This is a genomic window from Campylobacter concisus (genome assembly GCF_003048605.1).
GTDB classification, from domain to species: Bacteria; Campylobacterota; Campylobacteria; order Campylobacterales; family Campylobacteraceae; genus Campylobacter_A; species Campylobacter_A concisus_BM.
In genome coordinates this window covers 42270-61992 of record NZ_PIRX01000001.1, presented here as the reverse complement: position 1 = coordinate 61992, position 19723 = coordinate 42270, and the positions used below count along the sequence as shown (strand labels likewise).

Sequence of the window (19723 nt, the reverse complement as noted above, 5' to 3'; positions counted from 1 at the left end):
AAGTTATTTTTTCTTAATGATAATCTTCTCACCGTCGCTATCAATGGTGATCTCATCGCCACTTTCAAGCTCATCTTTTAAGATCATATCAGCGATCTTATCTTCAACTAGCTCATAAAGTGCTCTTCTAAGAGGTCTTGCACCATAAACTATGTCAAAGCCAGCTTTTGCGATAAATTTCTTAGCCTCTTCGCTTAAAACTGCCTTGATGCCGCGGTTGTGAAGAGTTTTTTCAAGCTCTTTAAACATGATCTCAACGATAGAAATAAGCCCTTGCTCGTTTAGAGGATTAAAGATGATAGTATCATCTAGCCTATTTAAAAACTCAGGCTTAAAGTAGTTTTTAAGCTCGTTTTTAACAGCCACGTCACGGTCTTCACCCTTTAGCTCCATAATGAAATTTGAAGCGATGTTTGAAGTTAAAATGATGATCGTGTTTTTAAAATCAACCGTTACGCCTTTGTTATCAGTCGCGCGTCCATCATCAAGTATGCCCAAAAGTATGTTAAATACGTCTTTGTGAGCCTTTTCAACCTCGTCAAAAAGTATGACTGAGTAAGGCCTTCTGCGAACTGCTTCTGTTAGCTGACCGCCCTCATCGTAGCCTACATATCCTGGAGGCGCACCAAGAAGCCTGCTCACGCTATGTTTTTCCATATATTCGCTCATGTCAAAGCGGATAAGCGCCTTCTCATCGTCAAACAAGAACTTAGCCAAAGCCTTAGCTGACTGAGTTTTACCAACGCCTGTTGGTCCAAGAAATAAAAATGAACCAATCGGCCTTTGACCCTCATTTAGACCAGCCTTATTTCTCTTAACAGCACGTGCAAGTGCGTGTAGTGCGTCATCTTGACCGACAACGCTCTCTCTTAGATGCTCTTCGATGCGCAGATATTTCTCTTTTTCGCTTGTTAGCATCTTTTTAACTGAAATTCCAGTCCATTTGCTCAAAATTTCAGCTACAAGCTCTTCATCGACCTGATTTTTAAGAAGCACGCCCTCTTTTTTCATGTGTTCCCATTTTTCTTCAAGCTCGTGTTTGTGCTTTTTAGCGTCTGCTATTTTGCCGTATTCTATCTCGGCAGCTTTTTGAAGATCGCCATTTCTTTTTGCTATCTCGGCTTGTGATTTTAAGCTATCGATCTCTTTTGTTGCTTTTGAAATTCCGCCAAAAACGGCCTTTTCATTTTCAAATTTAGTATCAAGCGCTAGCTTTTTCTCATTTAGATCAGCTATCTCTTTTTCGATCTCGCCAAGTCTCTCTTTATTTTTATCCGCATCCTCCATCTTTAGTGCTTCTTTTTCTACTTGAAGCGTTACGATCTCGCGTTTTATCTTTGAAAGCTCGTATGGCTCGCTCTCTATTTGCATCTTAAGCTCAGCTGCTGCCTCATCTATAAGATCTATCGCCTTATCTGGCAAGAAGCGGTTTGCGATATATCGGTCGCTTAGCCTTGCAGCGGCAACTAGCGCGCTATCTGTTATCGTGATGCCGTGATGAACTTCAAGGCGCTCTTTTATACCACGTAAAATTTGCAATGCCTCATTTACACTTGGCTCTTTAACGTCTATAGGCTGAAAACGTCTTTGAAGCGCTGCATCTTTTTCAAAGTATTTTCTATACTCTTTTAATGTTGTCGCACCAACAGCGTGAAGCTCTCCACGTGCAAGAGCTGGTTTTAGGATATTTGCAGCGTCCATTCCGCCCTCGCTAGCACCTGCTCCAACTATGGTGTGAATTTCATCTATAAAAAGTATGATATTGCCAGCTTTTTTGACCTCGTCGATGACAGCTTTTAGCCTATCTTCAAACTCGCCTCTATACTTTGCTCCAGCTACAACTGCGCTCATATCAAGTGCGATGACACGCTTGTTTGCAAGGCTTGTTGGCACATCGCGAGCCACTATCTTTTGAGCTAGCCCCTCAACGATAGCTGTTTTACCAACGCCTGGCTCACCAAGCAAGATAGGGTTATTTTTGCTCTTTCTTATTAAAATTTGCATCATTCTAGTGATCTCTTCATCACGTCCGATGACTGGATCAAGCTCTTTATTTAGGGCTTTTTGTGTTAGATCGATACCAAATTTCTCTAAGCTATCAAGAGTATCATCGCCAGTTTGGCTATCTATCTTTTTACCACCTCTTATGCTCTCAAGATTCTTTTTGATCTCTAAGATGTCGCAAAATTTGCTTAAAATTTGTTTGATCTCACTAAGCTCAAGAGCCGAGATGATCCAAGTATCAACAGCTATGTAGCTATCGCCCATGCTTACCATTAAAGCTTTTGCATTTTCAAGCGAATTTATAAGCTCTCTTGAAACTGAAACGTTATCTTTTGTGACGTTTGAGCTGCTTGGGAGTGACGAGATCTTGCTTTTTATCTCAAGCTCGACTGCGTCTTTGCTTATGTTCATCTTATTAAATACTTGATTCAAAATAGAATTGCTATCAGCGAGCAAAGCCCAAAAGACGTGAAGTGGCACAACTTGTGGATTTTTAGAAAAGATCGCTAAGCTAACGCCTTTTTCAAGTGTCTCTTGCATCTGCGCTGTTAAATTTTCTGTTATGTCAGCCATTAAAGCTCCTTAAGTTATTTTATAATGGCGGCATTATATAACTTTAGTCTTATATTGTCAAGTATTTTTATAACATTTGTCACTCTTTTTATTTAATTGCTAAAATTTGCTGTTATAAATTTGTGTTAAAAATAGACAAAAGCTAAAAATATAAGGCTAAATTTATGCTTTTTTTAGCCAAATGTTAATAAAATTGAACCAAAAAATATAGGAGATATTTTGAACAAATTTACTAGATCTTTTGCGCTAAAAATAACAGGCGCCCTACTCATCTCAAGCGTAGCAGTAAATGCGCTTTTTGCTAAAACCGAAGATGAGGCGAGTGCGAAACTTGAAGCACTTTCAAAACTTACAAAAACCATCTCAACTGTTGAAAAATACTACGTTGATGACATTAAATTTAAAGAGATAATCGACAAAGCCATCGCTGGTTTGATGCAAAATTTGGATGCTCACTCAAGCTTTTTAAATGAAAAAGCATATAAAGATATGCAGGTGCAAACAAGCGGCGAATTTGGCGGGCTTGGCATAACAGTTGGCATGAAAGATAGCGCACTAACCGTTATCTCGCCTATCGAGGACACTCCAGCTGATAAAGCAGGCATAAAAGCTGGCGATATCATTTTAAGGATCGATGGCAACTCAACTATCGGTACAACGATAGATGAAGCTGTAAATAAGATGCGCGGCAAGCCAAAAACCCCGATAACAATTACGATTTTGCGAAAAGGCGAGCAAAAGCCATTTGATGTAAAGATCATAAGGGATCTTATAAAAGTTGAGTCTGTCTATGCAAAAATGATAGAAAATGAAAACATCCTTTATATACGCGTCACAAATTTCGACAAAAACGTCGTCACAAAGGTAAAAGATGCGATCAAAGAGCATCCTAAAGCAAATGGCATCATACTTGATCTTAGAAACAACCCTGGCGGTCTTTTAAATCAAGCTGTTGATCTAGTGGATCTTTTCGTAGATAACGGTATCATCGTATCTCAAAAGGGTCGTGATGCATCTGAAAATGTAGAGTATAAAGCAAGCGCTAGCAAAACCTTATCAAAACTCCCACTTGTAGTGCTGGTAAATGGCGGAAGTGCAAGTGCTAGCGAGATAGTAAGTGGCTCACTGCAAGATCATAAGCGTGCGGTGATAATTGGCGAAAACACCTTTGGTAAAGGCAGCGTTCAGGTAATCTTGCCAATAGACGATACTGAAGCGCTAAGACTAACCATTGCAAGATACTACTTGCCAAGTGGCAGAACTATCCAAGCTGTGGGCGTCACGCCTGATGTAGTCGTGCATCCTGGCAAAGTGCCACAAAGCGATGATAGTGCATTTAGCATCAAAGAGAGCGAGCTAAAAGCACACCTAAAAAGCGAGCTAAACAAGATAAATCCAACAAGTGAAGGCAATAAAACTGAAGCAAAAGATGATAAAAACATAATCACACAGAAAAAAGTCGATGAGGATATTCAGTTAAAAACAGCGATTGATACGATTAAAATTTTAAAGATAAAACAACAATAATCTAAAGGAGAACAACATGCAAAAAAGAGAGCTTATCTACGAAGGAAAAGGCAAGAAAATGTACGCCACAGACGATCCAAATCTACTTGTGGCTGAATTTAAAGACGATCTAACAGCATTTGACGCTCAAAAAAGAGGCAACGAAGCTGGCAAAGGCGCACTAAATAACAAAATCTCTACTCAGCTTTTTAAACTGCTAGAGAGCAAAGGTATCGTGACTGACCTAGTTGAGACAATAAGCGACACTGAGCAAGTGGTCAAAAAATGCGAGATCATACCTCTTGAAGTTGTTGTGAGAAATATCGCAACTGGCTCACTTAGCAAAAGACTTGGCATAAAAGAAGGAACAGTTCTACCTTTTACACTTGTTGAGTTCTACTACAAAAATGACGATTTACACGATCCTTTGGTGACTGATGAGCACTGCATCATCATGGGGCTAGTAAAAAGTGAAAAAGACCTTCAAACCCTAAGACATACAGCAAGAGAGATCAACTCTATCTTATTTAAATTCTTTGCAGAGAGAAATTTAAAACTAGTTGATTTTAAAGTCGAATTTGGTATCGACAAAGATGGCAACATCATATTAGCTGACGAGATAAGCCCTGATAGCTGCAGATTTTGGGATGCAACAACAAACGAAAAACTTGACAAAGATAGGTTCAGACAAGACCTTGGTAGCGTAAAAGTAGCTTACGAAGAAGTTTTAAGAAGAATTCTTTCTTAAGGACAAAGATGAAAGCTGTCGTAAATATAGCATTAAGAAGTGGGGTCCTTGACCCTGCTGGTAAGGCAGTAGAACACGCGCTAAATTCACTTGGGTTTAGCGGTGTTTCAAATGTTAGGATAGGCAAACAAATCGTTTTAGATATCGACGAGAGCGATAAAAATAAAGCAAAAGATCAGCTAAAAGTTATGTGTGAAGAGCTTCTAGCAAACACCGTCATCGAAGACTACGAGATCGTGCTATGAAAGTAGCGATCATACTTTTTCCTGGCACAAACTGCGAAGAAGACACAGCTCACGCTTTTAAGCTACTTGGCTGCCAAACGCAGATCATCTGGCACAAAGAAGATAAGATCGATGCTGATCTAGTCGTTTTACCTGGTGGTTTTAGCTATGGCGACTATCTAAGGACGGCTGCGATAGCTAAATTTAGCCCAGCGATGCAGGCTGTAAAAGAGCATGCGAAAAAAGGTGGCTACATTTTAGGAATTTGCAATGGCTTTCAGATGCTTCTTGAGCTTGGACTTTTAAAAGGTGCGATGAGAAGAAATGAAAATTTAAATTTCGTCTCAAAATACCACCATCTAAAAGTGATCTCAAATAACAATAAATTCTTAGCAAATTTAGCCAAAAATGAAGTGGTAAATATCCCCATCGCTCACGGCGAGGGCAACTACTATACCGACGAAGATACACTAAAAAGCCTATATGATAATGAGCAAGTCCTGCTAAAGTACTGTGACAGCCACGGCAATGAGATAAATCCAAATGGCTCAGTTGATAGCATAGCTGGGGTTTGCGACGAGAGTAAGAGGATCTTTGGTCTTATGCCTCACCCAGAGCGCGCTTGCGAGAAAATTTTAGGCACAGATGATGGCATGAAGATGTTAAAAGGGCTAGTTTGGTAAAACGAACACTTTTTATCGCCCTACTCGCGCTAAATTTATTTGCTGCAAACACTGATGAAGTCAGCGTTTTTGACATGATGGATGAGGCAAGAGAGGATAAATTTGTAAATAGCCCAAGTTCAAAGCCGCAAACAAAGACTCCAAGCGAAGAAGAAATATCAAGAAAGCTCGTCTCTCCGCGCTCTATCGCCCCACAGCCAGAGCGTATCACTCCAGAGCAGATGCGAAATATCGTACCGACAAACGAACCAGACATCAGCGTCCCTGATAATCAAGTCTATGACAAGATAAAAATAAAAGACCTCCTTTTAAAAGCGACAAATATCCCTAAAAATGTCGTCGTAGGAGAAATTTTTAGCGTTGAGATCGTAGCTGATACGCAAAGTGACCTTGAGTTTGAGTTTGAGACACAGCTTGATGAGACAAATATCAAATGGCTAAATAAGAAGAATTTTCAATGGGTAAAAGGCGATGAAAACAAATATATCGGCACTTTCTACCTTGAAGCAACGAGCATTGATGCAAAGACTTTACGAGTTAGCTTGGATCTAAAAAGAAATGGCGAGAACTATCAAAACTCAAACATAAATATCTTTTTACCAAAGCTAAAAGAGCTTAGAAGTGACGAGAATTACAACCACATCGTCGCTGATAACCTTGAGGTAAAGAAATTTAAAACGACTAAATTTGATGATATAAACAACATCATGGTCGTGGAAATTTACGGCAACAATGTCGATCTAAGCGCCTTTAATATCGAAAATAAAACGATCCTAAAGCAAGGCGTAGATACGATAAACGGTGATTTTAACTCGCAAAGTGCATATTATTTTGCAGTGTTTAAGCCAAACAAAAAGACGCTTGACTTTAACTACTACAATCTAAAAAAAGCTAAATTTGAGAGCTTTTCACTGCCTGTGAGCGTCGAAGAGGACGAGGTTAGCACGCAAATCGGTCTAAATCCAAAACAAAGCGAATTTAGCACCTACAAAGATATCACGATCTACTCTTTGGTCGCTATCTTTATCTTGCTAGCGATCTGGCGTAGAAAGCTAAGCTACTTCTTTGTGGCAGCTGTTTTTATCGCACTTGGAATTTATACTTACAATCCTTTTGGCAAAGCAGTGCTTAAGCCAGATGTGAGCGTCACTATCCTGCCAACTAAGAATTCAACCGTTTTTTATACATCTCGCAAAAATGAAAATGTTGAAATTTTAGACACAAAAGATGACTACTCAAAAATTTTATTCGCAGATGGCAAAATAGGCTGGGTAAGAAAGGGTGATCTTGTCAAAAATTAGAGCTTTTTTCTTTTCTATCACATTTGTTTTTAGCGTTTTTGTCGTGGTATTTTTTATGTGGCTTTTTAACTCGAAAAATAGACCTATTAGAAAAATTTGGGGCAGAGCTCAGAGATTTTTTGGCGGTTATACACTTGAGGTGGTAGGTGAGTTTAAAGATGAGGCGAATATCTTACTAATAAATCATCAAAGCATGCTTGATATCATCGTGCTTGAAGAGGTGCACCCTAAAAATCTTTGCTGGATCGCAAAGGCGCAGATAGGTAAGATCCCGATCATCGGTAAAATTTTGAGCCTTCCTAAGATGATAGCAGTCGAGCGAGAAAATAAGCACTCGCTAATAAAGCTTTTAAGCGAAGCAAAAGACAGAGTAGAAAATGGCCGTGTTTTAGCGATATTTCCAGAAGGCACAAGGTCTCAAACCAAAGAGCTCTTGCCATTTAAAGGTGGCGCAAAGTTGCTAGTTGAAAAGCTAAATTTAAAGGTTCAGCCTATCGTGATCGTTGGAAGCGATGCGATGAAAGTGAAAGAATTTAGCTTTAAAAAGGCTGACATTAAGCTCTTTTGTCTTGATCTAGTCGATACCTCAAAACAAAACTGGCTAGAGGCGACTAGGGAGAGCATGCAAAAAGTCCTAGACGAAAATAGAAAATAAATTTAGCTTTGTAAATTTACTATTAAAATTTCATATTTCGAAAGCAATTACCGTAAAGGTTTAAAACCATAAAGCTACAAAGCAGATGTTAGTGTGATATTACCTTGCAAGTTTAGGCAAATCATATTAGTAAAATTTCACTCGCCAGCGATTTGTTTGATATTTTTTATAAGTTTTTTGTATATCAAAGCATGTGTCCAAATTTGCTTTTACCACCATGAGAAAGAACCAATTCACGCAGTAGATGGACTTGCTCCCTATATCGTTAAGTACAAAAATTACTACATCTTACTAGCGCCTCGCTCATATTAGTTAAGCTATATTTTATTATGAGTGTTAAATTTACTTAATATACAAAAATTTGCTTTGACAATAAAATCCACTGCTTAGCTAAAAACTCTTGCTGGTTACTTCATTATTAGCCGTAGGCTTTTATTTGACCATAAATGTGGTTTGTGATTGCGGTGAAATAAAACAATAGAAAAATTTAAATTATAGAAGTACGACAACTATTTGGCGGAGAGCTCCGCCAAATTTAGTTTTTCTTAAAAAATCTCAATATCTTTGCTTGTAGTTTAAACTGCTCTGAAAGCTCCATTATCGGATAGGCTCCAGCGTATTTTTTGCCGCCAGGTAGGTCTTTGCTAACGCCGCCGCGTGCCGCGATCTGAGCGAAGTCTCCGACGCTTACGTGACCAGCTGAGCCGCTTTGTCCGCCCATGACGACGTTTCTGCCCAGCACTGTTGAGCCAGCAAGTCCAGTTTGTGAGACGATGAGGCAGCCATTTCCAAGCTCGCAGTTGTGGCCTATTTGAACGAGATTGTCTATCTTTGTGTAGTTTGCGATCATCGTGCTTTCAAAGACGCCACGATCTATCGTCGTGCAAGCGCCGACCTCGACAAAATCCCCCAAAACAACGTTACCATTGTGATAAATTTTCACATGCTCGCCAGTTTTTGTATGCGCATAGCCAAAGCCGTCGCTGCCTATAACGCAGTTTGCTAGTAGATGGCACTCATTGCCGATAACGCAGTCATTATAGATGACGACGTTTGGATGGATGATGCAGTTTTTGCCGATAGTTACGTTATCGCCCAAAAAAGCCCCAGCCATCACTATCGTGTTTTCGCCAACGCTCACGTTTGAGCCTATATAGACATTTGGCATTATAGTGGCGCTCTGGGCGATATTTGATGGTTTTGGCTCGCAAAAAAGCGGCTTAGCGTAAATTTTACTAAGGATGGCAAATGCAAGGTGCGGGTTGTCGCACACAAGCGCTACCATGCCAGCTGGCACTAAGTCCAAAAGTGATTTTGTCACCAAGATAGCTCCAGCGTTTGAGCTGCTTATAAATTTAGCATTTTTCTCGCCATCGCAGTATGTCAGCTCAGCTTTATTTGCATTTTTTAAAGAATTTAGAGCAAAAATTTCAAGATCTTCTCCGCTAAAAGTGGCATCTACTTTTAAGGCTATTTCGCTTAGTTTCATCATATATCCATTATCACAGATCCGCCGCGCACGACATCAACTGGGTTAAATTTTTTTATCGATTTTAAAAAGCTCTCTACTCTGCTCGCATCATCAGCCACCATGACGACGATGTAGTTTTCGTTTGTGTTTGTGACGATGCCATTGTATGTCTTTAGTATCGCCTCAAGACCGGCGAAATTTTCGCCAAGTGGGATTTTCACAAGAGCCATCTCTTTTTCGACAAATTCGCCACTTTCTATGACTTTATATGTTGGGATGAGCTTGTGAAGCTGTTTTACGATCTGCTCCAAAACCCTCTCATCGCCGCTTGTGACGATGCTTAGTCTTGAGAAGTTGCTCTCAGGTATCGGAGCGACTGTGAGCGTGTCGATGTTGTAGCCCCTGCCCGCAAAAAGCCCAGAAATTCTAGCCAAAACGCCATGTTCATTTAAAACTATAACCGAAATCGTTCTTCTGATACTCATTTTTCTTCCTTGCTCTTTAATATCATATTATAAATCGCAGCCCCTGCTGGAACCATAGGAAGCACGTCCTCAAAGCGGTCAATCCTCACATCAATAAGAGCTGATTTTTTACTCTTAATCGCCTCTTTTAAAGCCTTTTTAAACTCATCTTTGCTCTTGCATACAAAGCCAACGCCGCCAAATCCCTCAGCGATCTTGACAAAATCAGGCTGCAAGCTAAGATCAGTCGATGAGTAGCGCTTTTCATAGAAAAATGTCTGCCACTGGCGCACCATGCCTAAGAAGTTGTTGTTTAAGATGATGTTTATGACAGGGACATTTGTCTCATAAGCAGTCATTAGCTCTTGGATATTCATAAGTATCGAGCCATCGCCTGTAAAATTTACAACCAAATGCTCAGGCATCGCACACTTTGCGCCGATAGCTGCTGGCAGGCCATATCCCATCGTGCCAAGGCCGCCACTTGTGACAAGCTGTCTTGGGCGGTTAAATGGATAAAACTGCGCCACCCACATCTGGTGCTGACCAACGTCAGTTGCGATGATAGCCTCAGGGCCAACTATCTTTGCGGTCTCTTCAACGACCCATTGAGGCTTTAAGACCTTGTCGCTATCTGTATAGCCAAGCGGATTTAGCTTTTGATATCTATCTAAAATTTCTCTCCAAGGCGCATAGTTTTTAGGCTCACCTTTCACCTCTTCATAAAGCTCGCTTAGCACGTTTGTAAGGTCGCCAACTATCGGATAGTGTGCGTTTATGATCTTTGAGATAGAGCTTGGATCGATGTCTATATGGATGATCTTTGCATGTTTAGCAAACTCATCAGTTTTACCTGTGACCCTGTCGCAAAATCTAGCGCCAAGTGATATGAGAAGGTCGCACTCGCTAAGAGCCATATTTGAAGCGTAGCTGCCGTGCATGCCCGCCATGCCTAAATTTAGCTCATCTTTTGCATCAAGCACGCCAAGAGCCATAAGTGTCTCGACCGCTGGGATGCCAGTTTTTTTCATAAATTTACGTATGATCTCGCTTGCTCCAGATGCGACTGCGCCACCACCGATGTAAAGAAGTGGTCTTTTTGCTTCATTTATCGCAGCTGCGGCTTTTTTGATCTGCTTAGAGTTGCCTTTATATGTCGGCTTGTAGCTTGGGATAGAAATTTCTTTTGGATAGACAAAGTCGCCAAGCCTTGAAGTGACGTTTTTTGGGATATCGATATGAACTGGTCCTGGGCGGCCCGATCTTGCGATATAAAACGCCTCTTTTATGATGCGAGGTAGCTCCTCGACGCTATTAACCAAGAAGTTATGCTTGACACAGGGGCGTGAAATGCCGACTGCATCAATCTCTTGAAAGGCATCTGTGCCAATCATAAAGGTTGGTACTTGACCGCTTATAAGCACAACTGGGATGCTGTCGCTGTAAGCTGTGGCAAGACCAGTGACCGCGTTTGTAAAGCCAGGACCGCTTGTCACAAATGCCACGCCAACTTTGCCGCTAACCCTAGCGTATCCGTCTGCTGCGTGAACGGCAGCTTGCTCGTGGCGAACCAAGACGTGTTTAAAATAAGTTTGTTTATATGTCTCGTCGTAGATATTTAAAGCTGCACCGCCAGGATAGCCAAAAACTATCTCAACGCCCTCTTCGTGCAAGGCTTCGCTTATCATCTGTGAACCAGAAATTTGTTTTATCATCACTTTAGCCTTTTGATAAATTTATCGCAAATTATATCCCAAAGCATTTTAAATCCATTTTAACTTTTTAGCGAAATTTGGGCGTTATCTTAAATTTTTTGAAAAAAATTTGAGTTAAAAAAGCGAAAAATACAAAATATTTTACATATATTTATACATATTATTTTTAGTATTTTGATAAATTTGGCAAATTTAGAGCAAAATTTAGAAAAAAGCGGAGGGGCGATAGCCAATCCAGCCAATCCAGCCAATCCAGCCAATCCAGCCAATCCAGCCAATCCAGCCAATCCAGCCAATCCAGCCAATCCAGCCAATCCAGCCAATCCAGCCAATCCAGCCAATCCAGCCAATCCAGCCAATCCAGCCAATCCAGCCAATCCAGCCAATCCAGCCCCAGATAAACAGATAAACAGATAAATTTAACTAGAAATTTTCACAAAAATGACAAGAAATTTTATGTTGAAGTATAAAAATAGCCTTAAAATAAGCCATTTTTAAGCAAAAAAAGTAAATTTACCAAGTACAAAAAGGCTAAATTTAGAGGTGAAATTTACCAAAACAAAGCGCCAAAAGGATTTAAAATTTAGCCTCAGCTCTTATCAAATTTAGCTTTTTTACAGCCTCTTCAAAGTCGTCAGAGCTTACAAAAACATCAATGTTTTCATTTTTCTTATAGACCTTGTCGTAGTATTTTGTGAGTAAAATTTCAGCCACTTTGGCGATGTCATTTTCGTTAAATTTAGCCACCGCCTCATCTCTGGCCTCTTTGTCGATAAAGGACGAAATTTTTTTTATGCACTCATCAAAAAAGGCTTTATCCACGCTTTTATAGTCGTTTGTGATGCAAGAAATTCTATTTTCTAAACTTGCACTAACCTCGACACAGATGCCACAACGCATCGCCTCATAAAGGCTTTTTGGAAGTGTTAGCGAGCCGATCCTTCTACTCTCGCCCTCGATAAAGCAAATTTGATCTTTTAGCGTGATGAGCTTTTCAAAGAGCGCGTCTTCAAAGCTTTTTTGGCTAGGCTGTGCGCCATTTATCGCGCCAAAGACCGAGCCTAAGTGATTTGCCATCGCTTCGAGGTCGATTGATGGCGAGAGTGCCCTTATTAGCTTGCTTTTATAGCAGCCAGTGTTGCCAAAAAGAGTGATAAATTTCGTGCTTAAAGGACGCTCTAAAAACTCCAAAACGTGATTTCTATAAGCCTTGTAGCCGCCATTTAGTCTGTAAATTCTATATCCGATCATACTTAGCACATAGGCAACCGAGCTTGATCTAAGTCCGCCCTTTGCGCAGTAGATGCCCACTGCTGAGCCAACCTTAGCCCTTTTATAGACCTCATCGATGATATTTTGTAAATTTTTGCAGATGTATTTTGCGCCAAGGCTCTTGGCTAGGGCTCTGTCACTTTTGTAGATAGTGCCTACCTCTTTGTGCTCAGCGTCATCAAGTGCGTATAAATTTAGAGCATCTTTTATATGTGAGTAGGCATACTCATGTGGCGATCTAGCGTCTATCAGGACTTCAAACTCGCCTCTTTTTTCAAGCCACTGCTCGATATCAAGCTCAAATAACGCCACTAAAAGCCTTTTTTAGCTTTTGATAAAGCGGATGAAACGGCGTGCCATTTACCCTGACATCGGCGATCGTTGTGATGAAATTTGTATCCCCGCTCCACCTTGGCACAAGGTGATAATGCACGTGCTCAGCTATACCAGCGCCTGCTGCCTTGCCTAAATTCATACCGATATTTACGCCTTGCGCGTGAAGCTCACGCTTTAAAATTTCAACCCCAAGCCTTACAAATTTACTCATCTCAAACCACGTCTGCTCGTCAAGCTCCTCGATCTTGTCGGTGTGATGGTTTGGTATGATCATAAAGTGTCCAGGAGAATATGGATATAAATTCATGATCCCAAAGCAGTGCTTAGCACGAAAAAGCACGCCATTTTTTTCGTCGTCCTCTTTTGAATTTATGATCTCGCAAAAGACGCAACTATCTTTTTTTGCGCTGAAATACTCGCTTCTCCAAGGGGCACAAAGGTGCTGCATCACTCGCCCTCCTTTATCTTTTTAACGGCATTTTTTATATCATCTTGCCTCATGAAATGCTCTCCTATCAAGAAGGCATCAACTCCGATCTTGTTTAGCTCACAAAGCTGCTCATGCTCGTAAAGTCCGCTTTCAGCGACTATTATCTTGCCGTTTGGCAAAAGCGGCACGAGCTTCTCGCAAAGGCTCATATCCATCGTAAAATCATCTAAATTTCTATGATTTATCCCTATTATATTTGCTCCTGCAAAGACCGCTTTTTTCACATCGCTCGCGTCATGGGTCTCTACTAAGACCTCAAGCCCCAAGTGGTGCGCGTATTCAAGTAGCTCTTTTAGCTCGCCTTGAGTTAGCGCTTTGGCGATGAGCAAGATAAAGTCTGCCCCATAAACAAGAGCTTCTAAAATTTGATACTTATCAACGATAAAGTCTTTTCTAAGGATTGGCCTTGAGGCGTAGCGGCGAACCTGCGTGATATACTCGATGTCGCCCTTAAACCAGTGAGGCTCTGTTAGGATACTAAAGGCATTTGCGTACTGCTCGTACTCCTGAGCGATCTTGATCGGCTCAAAGTCCTCTCTTATCACGCCCTTGCTTGGGCTTGCTTTTTTTATCTCGGTTATGATCTTTATAGGCTCATCTTTACTTGATCTAAGTGCGCCCAAAACGTCTCTTGGCACGTATGGGTTGTATGCGAGCGAGCGACCTAGCCACTCCTGCGGATAGTCAGCTTTTCGCTTTTTTAGATCCTCTTTTGTCTTTTTTATGATCTCATCAAGTATCATTTTTTAAGCCTTTTGTTTAAATTTATTATGCAGCGCTCGATTAGATGCAGGTGCTCTTTTGCCTCTTTTGAAGTCCTAAAATCAACATCTTTCATCGCGTGCATCATTATGCCCTTTGCCTTTTTGCACTCGCCAAGCTTGAAGTACCCCCACGCTAGCGAGTCCTCGTAGTAAGGCGAGTCAGGCGAGATCTCAAGTGCTTTTTGCACCATCTCCACGCCCTTTCTAGGGTCTATCTCGTGATCAATGAGCAAGTAGCCATAGTAGTTAAAAAACATATCGTTATTAAGCTTTGGCACGCTAGCTTCAAATTTATCTAAGATATCAGTGATCTTTTTCTCATCTAGACTATCTTTGTTCATCTCGTACTCGTAGATGGCGGCCTTTGCTAAGAAATTTAGATCCCTGCTGTCATTATAAATTTTAACCGCCAAAACGTATGCATCGCCAAAATTTCCAGTCGCAGCGTAAAGGTCCATAAGCGTGGCGTCGTTGTAGCCATATTTTTTCAAAATTTCTATCGCCGCTTTGTAATTTTTAGCATAGACAAAATACTGCACGATCTTGTCAAGATAAGAGGTGTCGTGAGTGATGTCGTAGATCTCTTCAAAAAGCTCGATCACCTTTGGGAAATTTCTTTGCTGAGAGTAAATTTCAGCCAAAAGCTCACATGTCTTTTGGGTGCAGCCCTGCTCCTCGCGAAATTTCTCGAGGTATTTTGTCGCATCATTTACATTATCCATGCGGTTTAAAAGGATATCAACGATGCGGAGTAAATTCTCCTCTTCAGGCTTTAGCGAGTATGCCTCTTCAAAATATTTTAGCGCCGTTACTGTATCATTTTGCATCATGCAAATGGTGCCAAGCATGAGCAAATTTTGAGCGTTTGGCTCTTTTGTGGCAAGCTCTTGCATCAGCTCTTTTGCCTCGTTTAACTTAAAGAGATTGACTAAATTTGCAACCTTGATCCTGATAAAATCGCTATCGTCTTTTAAACTCTTTTCGCCCTCAGCCATGAGGCTATCTAAATTTTCATTTTTTGTAGCAAAGGCTAGCTTGATCGCCTCTTTTAGATAGGTCTTTTGATTTGTCTCTTTAAAAAGTCCTAGATAGGTCTGGATGCTAGCATTTACATCACCGCTATCTTGCGAGATGAGAGCTTGCATTAGGCGTAAATTTACACTTTTGTTATCATCTGCAAGCAGATGCGTGCTAAAAAATACGCTTATAAAAATTATTAAAATTTTACGCCAATGCATTCTGCTCTTAGCTCCTTTAAATTTTTTTTAAAATAATCCCAAAACGGAAATGTCCTGCACTGCTTAGGTCTTAGCTCATAAACCGAGCAGTTTTTATTTTTCTCATCAAAAAATATGCAAGCAAAACCGTCATCATAAGGCTTTTCTTTTATGCTTCGCCTAAGCCCGACACGTATTAAAAATTTGTTCTCAAACTCATCTTTTGACATATCAAAAGCGGCGCAAAATTTTAAAATTTCACCCTCATCTATCCAGATGTAGCCGCTCTCGCCAGTGCAGCATTTGCCCCCGCAACTCTCGCAAAAGTTAGGATCAAACTCATAGCTAAAACCATCAGCCCTCACGCTATCTCCTTGTAAGAGACGCTGTTTGTATCTGCTTTTTTAAAGATCTCACTTGCCTCTTTCGTGTGCGCGCCATCTTCGCTCATCACAAGAGGCGGCAGGACTTTTAGCTTTGAGTTTGAGTTGTTTCGCACTTCAAGCAAAGCCAAATTTGCTGGCTTATCCTTTTTGGTATAGGCAAATTTTAAGCTCACCAAATTTAGCTTATACTCTTTTAAGCATGCCGCTATCTCGCTAAGATCATCTGGCGCATAGCAAAAAAATGCCCTTTTATGTGGCTTTAAATTTACGCTTATGCCTCTTATAAAATCCTTTAAATTTAGCGAGCTTGCATATCTACTAACTTTTATGTGCTCATTTTGGCTTTTTGTAACACCGTCATGATAAAAGGGCGGATTTGAGATGATTAGATCAAATTTCTCACTATCTTTAAAATTTGCAAAATCAGCCGTTATGGCTCTAGCCTCTAGGCAGTTACTCTTTGCGTTAAAGCTAGAAATTTCGCTATTTAGCTCCAAAAGATCAAGCATGCTTAGATCTATCTTTTTAAAATCACGCTTAAGCAAAAGTCCAAGTATCCCGCACCCTGCTCCAACATCCAAAACCCTGCCAGAAATTTCGCCTACGCCAGAGCAGATAAAATCATAAAGAACGAGCGTATCGCTGTTGTAGCGATAGCCATTTTCAAGCTGGGCTAAGATCATCTATAAACCTTGATGATAAAGCCGCGCGTCACATCTTTTACTATCACTTCGGAGCTAAAGCTAATCCTTGCAAAGTCGCCAAATTCCTCTTTTATAAGCTCAGCCGCAGCCTTTGCACGCTCTTTACCAACGCCGTAATTTACGTAGTTATTTAGCTTGCCAAGGTCATCTTTTTTGATATTTTGAGCGACATTTGATGGGATGACAAAATTTTTCTTATCCACGATCGGGATGATCTCATACATATAGTTTGAGTTAAATCTCTGCAAAAACTCGCTAACTCTGTTTTTGCACATTATGCTCACTTTGTCCTTTGAGTCCATATCGTCGCACTCGATGCTAGAGATGAGGACGAGCTTTGTTGGGGTCTCAGGCTTTGTCGTAGCTTGTAAGATATTTTTTAAATTTACATTTTCATTTTCAAGCTCATCTTGTCTGTTTAAATTTTGCTCGATATCCTTTTGAAGCTCGATGATCTGGGCATTTACAGCTCCACCTTTATGACCGCTCGAGCTTAGCTCACTTATCTTTGAATTTAGCCGCTCGATCGTCTTGTTACTCTCGTTTAGCTTTTGCTTTGCATTTTCTAGCTCATTTTGCAAGCTTAGTAAATTTTTGCCGCCGCTTTTGTTGTTGTCAGTTAAAAAGGTTGAGGTATCAACTATCTTTTTTTGTAGCATATTTATCTGCTGGCGCAAAATTTCATAGTTTTGCATGTCGATCTTTAGCGTTCTTTTTTGAGTTTCTAGCTCGTTTTGCTTGGCGAGGAGCATCTGGCTTGTCTTTGTGACATTTTCTTCAAGCTCTTTTATCTTCGCATCTTTTAGATCAAGCTTTGCGCTTAAATTCTTTAGCTCGCCCTCGTTTGAGCCAAGTTTTTGCGACTGCAAAGAGATAGTTTGGTTTTGATCAAATAGCGTTTTTAGAAATTTAGTTGTCTTTGTATCAAGTGCTTTTAGCTCCTCTTGACTCTTTTTAAAGCTCTCTTCGCTTAAACTTAGCTTTTTGCTTAGCTCATTTAGAGTTGAGTTTGCATCTAAATTTTGCTTTTCAAGCTTTTTATTTAGAGCATTTGCCCTCTCAAGCTCTTTTTTAAGCGAGCTTATGTTTTCATTTGCAAGCTTGTTCTCTTGCTCGCTTTTTAAACTCTTTTGTTTTAGATCATCAAAGCTTTTATGAAGTGCTGCAAGCGAGGCATTTAGCTCTAAATTTTTGCCATTATAGCTTTGTGCCATTAGATCCTTTGAGTTTAAATTTTTCTTGATCTCTTCAAGCTCGTAAATTCTATCTTTTAGCGCAGTCTTGCTTGACTCAAGAGCCTCCTGCAGATCAATTATCTTATTTGCCTTTTTAGAAAGCTCATCCTCCATAACGCTCTTTTGCGTCTCAAAGCCATCATTTAGCGCATTTATCTCTTTTTCATAACTAAATTTTTGAGTGTCGGCGTCATTTTTAACTCGCTCGATCTCCTCTTTTAAAAGCAAAATTTCTTTTTTCTCGCCTCTATCTTTTTCACTTTGAGCTTTTTCATACTCTTTTATAAGAGCTTCTTTTTGCGCAAGCGTCGCATTTAGCTCATTATTTTGCTCTTTTAAAGCAGTGTAGTTTGCCTCAAAGCTCTCTTTAAATTTATTAAAGCTAGCCTCGGCATCTTTAAGTTTGCTCTCATCGCCATTTCTAGCGTCATTTATCGCATTTTCAAGGTCAATTATCTTTTTCTCGTAGGCCTTTGAACTCTCTATCATATCAGCTTGCGCTTCATTTAGGCGCTTTGTCAAAGCTTGGATATTTTCAAAGTGTTGCGCCTCAAGCTCGCCAAGAGCCTTTTGATTTTTTTCTACTATCTCGTTTTTTTCATTTTCGATATTTCTTTTCATCTCTGAAATTTTGCTTATGAAGTCTAAATTTTTCTCGCTCATATCGACATTATCAGCTGCTAAAATTTCATTTTTTTTGCTTAGCTCGCGCACTTGCTCTTGAAGCTCATTTACATTGTTTGATAAATTTAGATCCTTATCATCAACAAAATTTTGCATGTAGCTCTTTGGCGTGATGTAGCCGCCATACTCGTAAAGATCGTCTTTGCTTACATATCTTTGCTTCTCTTCTTCTGGGAGATCATCAAAATTTATAGAGTAAATCGTTTGATTAGTATCTTTTGGCGCCTCGTCCTCTTTTTGAAATTTCAAAAACGAGAGAGAAAAGCCAGCTATCAGACAAACAATAGCTAGTGCGATTTTATTTATCAAGCTTGTGCCTGCCTTTTAAGATATCTTTGATGACGCTATGAGCGTGATTTAGTCCGACTACTATCGAGCCGCCATTTTTTAAAACGATGTCGCCTCCCACGTATAGTCCTGGCACGCTGCTTTGGTAATTGCTATCAACTATCGGAGTGCCTTTTTCATCAGTTTTTATCTGACATTTTTGTAAAAAATCAACCGGACTTGAGCCACCGATCGCATAGACAACCCTGTCATAGACACGGATCTTGCCATTTTCATAATGCACTCTTACCTTGCCTGATTCATTATCGATCTCGGTTATATCGTGATTTAGTCTTACTTTTATCTTATTATGCTTCTCAAGCTCCCAAAGAGCGCTTAAATTTGTCTCATTCACACGGCTAAATTTATCTTTTCTGTAAGCGATCGTCGTTTTATTATACTGACAAAGCTCGATAGCATACTCAACCGCAGAGTTGCCACCGCCCACAACTAGCACTTTTTCGCCGTTTGTGCAGTTATCAAGATTAAAATTTACAACTGAATTTAGTGATGGCGGTATCTTATAGTCAGGTTTGTTTGGTCGTCCCATTTTGCCGATAGAGACCATCACGTTTTTGGCTTCATAGACAGCTTTTGAGGTAGTTACTTTAAAAATTTCTCCCTCTTTTTTTACGCTTTCGACCTCAGAGTTAAAAAACGCCTCGATATTCTCAGAGTCAAGTAGCTTGTCAAAATAATCAAGCGTGCTCTCTTTTGTGCCATCTTCAAACGAAACTAGCCCATGTATCGTGCTATCTTGCCCTTTATACTCTTTATCTACGCGTTTATTATCTTTATAAAATTTTCTGATCGTTTGGCTGTGGTTGTCGCCTTTTTCAAGGAGCAAAACATTACTTAAGCCATTTCTTTTAGCCTCTACTACGCTAGCTATGCCACAAGGTCCGCCGCCAACTACTATTAGATCATAAATATTTGCCATATTTTTCTCCAAATTTTATAAATT

At 40.1% G+C, this 19723-nt stretch carries 19 protein-coding genes; 6 read left to right on the top strand and 13 right to left on the bottom strand.

Annotated features, from left to right (window positions below; translation table 11 throughout):
- Positions 1 to 3: 3 nt before the first annotated feature.
- The gene (locus tag CVS86_RS00325) at positions 4 to 2577 is read right to left on the bottom strand and encodes an ATP-dependent Clp protease ATP-binding subunit (RefSeq protein WP_012001683.1); all 2574 of its coding nucleotides are present in this window, start codon (positions 2575 to 2577) and stop codon (positions 4 to 6) included.
- 252 nt (positions 2578 to 2829) lie between these two features.
- Between CVS86_RS00325 and CVS86_RS00320 the strand changes: the two genes are divergently transcribed.
- Genes CVS86_RS00320 through CVS86_RS00295 form a run of 6 tightly spaced genes read left to right on the top strand, consistent with a single transcriptional unit; the run spans position 2830 to position 7694 of the window.
- The gene (locus CVS86_RS00320; protein ID WP_223228762.1) at positions 2830 to 4104 is read left to right on the top strand and encodes a S41 family peptidase; all 1275 of its coding nucleotides are present in this window, start codon (positions 2830 to 2832) and stop codon (positions 4102 to 4104) included.
- Positions 4105 to 4120: 16 nt separating this feature from the next.
- The gene (gene purC, locus CVS86_RS00315) at positions 4121 to 4831 is read left to right on the top strand and encodes a phosphoribosylaminoimidazolesuccinocarboxamide synthase (protein ID WP_009293856.1); all 711 of its coding nucleotides are present in this window, start codon (positions 4121 to 4123) and stop codon (positions 4829 to 4831) included.
- Positions 4832 to 4839: 8 nt separating this feature from the next.
- Complete coding sequence (gene purS, locus CVS86_RS00310; RefSeq protein ID WP_103603103.1) at positions 4840 to 5076, top strand: phosphoribosylformylglycinamidine synthase subunit PurS; 237 nt, start codon at positions 4840 to 4842, stop codon at positions 5074 to 5076.
- Positions 5073 to 5738 carry a phosphoribosylformylglycinamidine synthase I gene (gene purQ / locus CVS86_RS00305; RefSeq protein WP_107790601.1) on the top strand — a complete coding sequence of 222 codons (666 nt, stop codon included), beginning with the start codon at positions 5073 to 5075 and terminating at the stop codon, positions 5736 to 5738. Before purS ends, purQ begins: the two co-directional genes overlap by 4 nt.
- A complete protein-coding gene (locus CVS86_RS00300) occupies positions 5732 to 7039 on the top strand; it encodes an SH3 domain-containing protein (RefSeq protein WP_103642023.1) in 1308 nt (435 codons plus the stop codon). The genes purQ and CVS86_RS00300 overlap by 7 nt, the downstream gene beginning before the upstream one ends.
- Positions 7026 to 7694, top strand: a complete 669-nt coding sequence (locus tag CVS86_RS00295) for a lysophospholipid acyltransferase family protein (protein ID WP_103573067.1) — start codon at positions 7026 to 7028, stop codon at positions 7692 to 7694. Before CVS86_RS00300 ends, CVS86_RS00295 begins: the two co-directional genes overlap by 14 nt.
- Before the next feature lie 535 nt (positions 7695 to 8229).
- On the opposite strand, the gene lpxD is transcribed toward CVS86_RS00295, so the two are convergent.
- From lpxD to CVS86_RS00235, 12 genes are all read right to left on the bottom strand, one after another.
- A complete protein-coding gene (gene lpxD / locus CVS86_RS00290; protein ID WP_107790600.1) occupies positions 8230 to 9183 on the bottom strand; it encodes a UDP-3-O-(3-hydroxymyristoyl)glucosamine N-acyltransferase in 954 nt (317 codons plus the stop codon).
- Positions 9183 to 9644, bottom strand: coding sequence for an acetolactate synthase small subunit (ilvN, locus tag CVS86_RS00285; protein ID WP_223227413.1), 462 nt, complete (start codon positions 9642 to 9644; stop codon positions 9183 to 9185). Before ilvN ends, lpxD begins: the two co-directional genes overlap by 1 nt.
- Positions 9645 to 9646: 2 nt before the next feature.
- Positions 9647 to 11341 (bottom strand): acetolactate synthase large subunit, encoded by a 1695-nt coding sequence (locus tag CVS86_RS00280; protein WP_234399205.1) that lies wholly within the window; start codon positions 11339 to 11341, stop codon positions 9647 to 9649.
- A 92-nt stretch (positions 11342 to 11433) separates the two neighbouring features.
- Positions 11434 to 11730 (bottom strand): hypothetical protein, encoded by a 297-nt coding sequence (locus CVS86_RS00275; protein ID WP_107790598.1) that lies wholly within the window; start codon positions 11728 to 11730, stop codon positions 11434 to 11436.
- Between the two features lie 190 nt (positions 11731 to 11920).
- Positions 11921 to 12928 carry a tRNA 2-selenouridine(34) synthase MnmH gene (gene mnmH, locus CVS86_RS00270; RefSeq protein WP_107790597.1) on the bottom strand — a complete coding sequence of 336 codons (1008 nt, stop codon included), beginning with the start codon at positions 12926 to 12928 and terminating at the stop codon, positions 11921 to 11923.
- Positions 12915 to 13400 carry an HIT family protein gene (locus CVS86_RS00265; RefSeq protein ID WP_087582184.1) on the bottom strand — a complete coding sequence of 162 codons (486 nt, stop codon included), beginning with the start codon at positions 13398 to 13400 and terminating at the stop codon, positions 12915 to 12917. Before CVS86_RS00265 ends, mnmH begins: the two co-directional genes overlap by 14 nt.
- A complete protein-coding gene (trpC, locus tag CVS86_RS00260; RefSeq protein ID WP_107790596.1) occupies positions 13400 to 14185 on the bottom strand; it encodes an indole-3-glycerol phosphate synthase TrpC in 786 nt (261 codons plus the stop codon). The genes CVS86_RS00265 and trpC overlap by 1 nt, the downstream gene beginning before the upstream one ends.
- Complete coding sequence (locus CVS86_RS00255) at positions 14182 to 15444, bottom strand: tetratricopeptide repeat protein (RefSeq protein WP_107790595.1); 1263 nt, start codon at positions 15442 to 15444, stop codon at positions 14182 to 14184. The genes trpC and CVS86_RS00255 overlap by 4 nt, the downstream gene beginning before the upstream one ends.
- Complete coding sequence (locus CVS86_RS00250; protein ID WP_103611468.1) at positions 15423 to 15788, bottom strand: YkgJ family cysteine cluster protein; 366 nt, start codon at positions 15786 to 15788, stop codon at positions 15423 to 15425. Before CVS86_RS00250 ends, CVS86_RS00255 begins: the two co-directional genes overlap by 22 nt.
- Positions 15785 to 16492, bottom strand: a complete 708-nt coding sequence (locus tag CVS86_RS00245) for a tRNA1(Val) (adenine(37)-N6)-methyltransferase (RefSeq protein ID WP_107790594.1) — start codon at positions 16490 to 16492, stop codon at positions 15785 to 15787. Before CVS86_RS00245 ends, CVS86_RS00250 begins: the two co-directional genes overlap by 4 nt.
- Positions 16489 to 18741 (bottom strand): vesicular transport factor Uso1p, encoded by a 2253-nt coding sequence (locus tag CVS86_RS00240; RefSeq protein WP_107790593.1) that lies wholly within the window; start codon positions 18739 to 18741, stop codon positions 16489 to 16491. The genes CVS86_RS00245 and CVS86_RS00240 overlap by 4 nt, the downstream gene beginning before the upstream one ends.
- Positions 18731 to 19699, bottom strand: a complete 969-nt coding sequence (locus CVS86_RS00235) for an NAD(P)/FAD-dependent oxidoreductase (RefSeq protein WP_107790592.1) — start codon at positions 19697 to 19699, stop codon at positions 18731 to 18733. The genes CVS86_RS00240 and CVS86_RS00235 overlap by 11 nt, the downstream gene beginning before the upstream one ends.
- Positions 19700 to 19723 lie beyond the last annotated feature (24 nt).

Coding starts and splice junctions, on each gene's coding strand:
- CVS86_RS00325 (WP_012001683.1), bottom strand. CDS start 2,577: ATGGCTGACATAACAGAAAATTTAACAGCGCAGATGCAAGAGACACTT.
- purC (WP_009293856.1), top strand. CDS start 4,121: ATGCAAAAAAGAGAGCTTATCTACGAAGGAAAAGGCAAGAAAATGTAC.
- purS (WP_103603103.1), top strand. CDS start 4,840: ATGAAAGCTGTCGTAAATATAGCATTAAGAAGTGGGGTCCTTGACCCT.
- purQ (WP_107790601.1), top strand. CDS start 5,073: ATGAAAGTAGCGATCATACTTTTTCCTGGCACAAACTGCGAAGAAGAC.
- lpxD (WP_107790600.1), bottom strand. CDS start 9,183: ATGAAACTAAGCGAAATAGCCTTAAAAGTAGATGCCACTTTTAGCGGA.
- CVS86_RS00265 (WP_087582184.1), bottom strand. CDS start 13,400: ATGCAGCACCTTTGTGCCCCTTGGAGAAGCGAGTATTTCAGCGCAAAA.
- trpC (WP_107790596.1), bottom strand. CDS start 14,185: ATGATACTTGATGAGATCATAAAAAAGACAAAAGAGGATCTAAAAAAG.
- CVS86_RS00255 (WP_107790595.1), bottom strand. CDS start 15,444: ATGCATTGGCGTAAAATTTTAATAATTTTTATAAGCGTATTTTTTAGC.
- CVS86_RS00245 (WP_107790594.1), bottom strand. CDS start 16,492: ATGATCTTAGCCCAGCTTGAAAATGGCTATCGCTACAACAGCGATACG.
- CVS86_RS00235 (WP_107790592.1), bottom strand. CDS start 19,699: ATGGCAAATATTTATGATCTAATAGTAGTTGGCGGCGGACCTTGTGGC.